Consider the following 2332-nt stretch of genomic DNA (forward strand, 5'->3'; position numbering starts at 1 on the left):
CGAGTTGCTGCGGCTGGCGGCCCAGACGGCTGCACGTCCCGGGCACCTGCTCCTCATCCAATCGCTTCAGCGGGCCTTCAGGGGCATTGCTCCCCGGCTGCTGCCCTTCCTGGGCGGTGAGTCGCTGCGCGAATGGGCCATCTGCGCGATGCACGCTCTGAGCGAGCGCAACGTGCAGGCGCTCCAGCATCAGCTGCCGGTATTCCTGAAGGCGTGCGACGAGCGCATGCTGAACGATTTTGCCCCCTGCCCTCAGGAGCATGCGTCCCCCGAGGCGCCTCACGCTCAGGAGGGCCTCGTCGGCGCTCAGGCGTCAACCACCGCGCAAGACGATGCGCCCGCGGGAATCCCCTGCAGTGAGACGTGGGGACCCGGCGTCCCCGCGTCAGCCTCCGGGCCGGATGATGCGCTTGAAACCCACGCCTGCGTTGAGCCGCGTGAGTTCGACGCCCTGGCAGCCTCTGACGCCCGGGGCGGTGCATTGGAGACACCTCCCTGCGTTGAGACGGGTGGCCCCGGCATTCCCGCGCCAGACACCGGGCAGGACGATGCGCGGGTGACGTCCCCCTGCGTTGAGACGGGTGGCCCCGGCATTCCCTCGCCAGACACCGGGCAGGACGAGGTGCTGGAGGCACGTCTCGAACTTCTGGCGGACTACCTGGCGTAGCGCCGCGTCATCCGCGCGCAGAAGTCCGCGTACTCCTCCACGTGGTTCGGCGGGCTGGTGTGGTGCGCGGCCATCCCGCACGACTCCGGCGTGAAGCAGTACGTGAGCGTCACGTCGAAGTCCTCCAGCGCGCGCATCTGCCGGTCGAACCACGCCTCCGCGCCCGGCCGCAGGCTGTCCGCCCAGCTGAGCCCCGTGCGCACGTGGCGCACCCCCAGCTTCTTCAACCATGCCACCGCGTCGTCCAGCCGCGGGTCCTCGAAGTGGAACCACTGGCAGATGCCCAGCTCCGGCGTGTAGTCCGCGAAGTGGCGCAGCGCGCGCTTGGGCGTGCCGTCCTCGCGCAACAGCCCCATGTGGAAGTGCCGGTAGTACGACGACCCCTCCGCCTCGCGGTGGCGCGTCGTGGCGGGCCATGCGCTGGGCAGGTCATAGAGGCTGTACCAGTGGATCCGCTCCACCCGGCCCAGCAGCAGCTCCGCGGTGCGCCGCAGGCCGAACTCCTGCACCTCCTCCGCGCCGAAGGAGGACACGCCCACCTCCGTGACCCACACCGGATGGCGGGACACCGCGCGCACCTCCGCGATGCGCCGGGGCCACTCGTCGATGGGCCAGTGGTTCCAGTCCAGCGGGAAGCCATGCACCGCCACCACGTCCACCCCGTCCAGCGCCCCCTGCCGCTCCAGGCGCTCCAGGAAGCCCGTGTCGATGGGCGACATGCCCCCCAGCACCCGGGGCAGCTTCGGGTGCTCCGCGCGGACCGCCGCCCCCGCCAGCCGCACCATCCGCGAATAGATGAGCCAGTCCTTGTCGAGCTCGAGGTCCCAGTGGGACTTGTTGTTCGGCTCGTTCCAGAGCTTCACCGCTTCAATCATCGCGCGCCCCCTGCCATCCAGGGTGTGCAGCGCCCGTGGCCTTTCAAGGCAACCGCCCCCGGGGGCATCCCCGCGCCCGACGCCCATCCCTCCCCACGGGGCTCCTTGCCCGGGAACTACGAAAGGCTTCGTTGACACCTACGAAATCGTTCGTATAACTAGGCGTAGGAAGCGGTGAGGAGAGAGGAAGCCATGAGCCGAGGAAAGCTGCCGCGACCCACGGATGCCGAGCTGGCCATCCTGCGGGTGCTGTGGGACCGGGGCGCGCGCACCGTGCGCGAGGTCCACACGACGCTCCAGGACGGGAGCGGCTACACCACCGTGCTGAAGACGATGCAGATCATGACGGAGAAGGGGCTGGTGACGCGCGACGAGTCCCAGCGCGCGCACGTCTACAGCGCCCGGCTCCCCCGGGAGAGCACCCAGCAGCAGCTGGTCACCGACCTGGTGGACCGCGTGTTCGGCGGCTCCCCTGCGCGGCTCGCCCTGCAGGCCCTGTCCACCAAGAAGACGTCCCCCGAGGAGTTGGCGGAGCTGCGCCAGTTGCTGGATTCGCTCGAGAAGGAGTCGGAGTCATGAACGGTCTCATCCTGGAAGCGGTGGGTTGGGCGCTCGTGCACCTGCTGTGGCAGGGCGCGCTCGTGGCGGTGGCCCTGGCGCTGGCGCTCCGGTGGGTGGGCCGGCGCTCGGCGAACCTGCGCTACGCGCTGGCGTGCGGCGCGCTGGGCATCATGCTGGCGCTGCCGGTGGCCACCGCGTGGCGGCATGCCGCGCGCGTGGGGGACTCCCG

The 2332-nt window shown here is 70.2% G+C and carries 2 protein-coding genes and 2 pseudogenes; 3 read left to right on the forward strand and 1 reads right to left on the reverse strand.

Annotated features, from left to right (window positions below; all coding sequences use genetic code 11):
- Positions 1-667: pseudogene (locus tag ACLEQD_RS41575) on the forward strand (GntR family transcriptional regulator); the annotation flags it as partial.
- Here the strand turns inward: ACLEQD_RS41575 and ACLEQD_RS41580 are convergent.
- Positions 655-1542: a beta-xylosidase gene (locus ACLEQD_RS41580; RefSeq protein ID WP_410391441.1), complete on the reverse strand. Its 888-nt coding sequence runs from the start codon at positions 1540-1542 to the stop codon at positions 655-657. The pseudogene ACLEQD_RS41575 and the gene ACLEQD_RS41580 overlap by 13 nt on opposite strands.
- 192 nt (positions 1543-1734) lie before the next feature.
- On the opposite strand from ACLEQD_RS41580, the gene ACLEQD_RS41585 reads away from it, so the two are divergent.
- Positions 1735-2121: a BlaI/MecI/CopY family transcriptional regulator gene (locus ACLEQD_RS41585; protein ID WP_410391442.1), complete on the forward strand. Its 387-nt coding sequence runs from the start codon at positions 1735-1737 to the stop codon at positions 2119-2121.
- Positions 2118-2332 (forward strand): annotated as a pseudogene (locus ACLEQD_RS41590) (energy transducer TonB); the annotation flags it as partial. The gene ACLEQD_RS41585 and the pseudogene ACLEQD_RS41590, both read left to right, overlap by 4 nt.

It is taken from the genome of Corallococcus sp. 4LFB (assembly GCF_046520365.1).
Lineage (GTDB): Bacteria > Myxococcota > Myxococcia > Myxococcales > Myxococcaceae > Corallococcus > Corallococcus caeni.

Coding starts and splice junctions, on each gene's coding strand:
- ACLEQD_RS41580 (WP_410391441.1), bottom strand. CDS start 1,542: ATGATTGAAGCGGTGAAGCTCTGGAACGAGCCGAACAACAAGTCCCAC.
- ACLEQD_RS41585 (WP_410391442.1), top strand. CDS start 1,735: ATGAGCCGAGGAAAGCTGCCGCGACCCACGGATGCCGAGCTGGCCATC.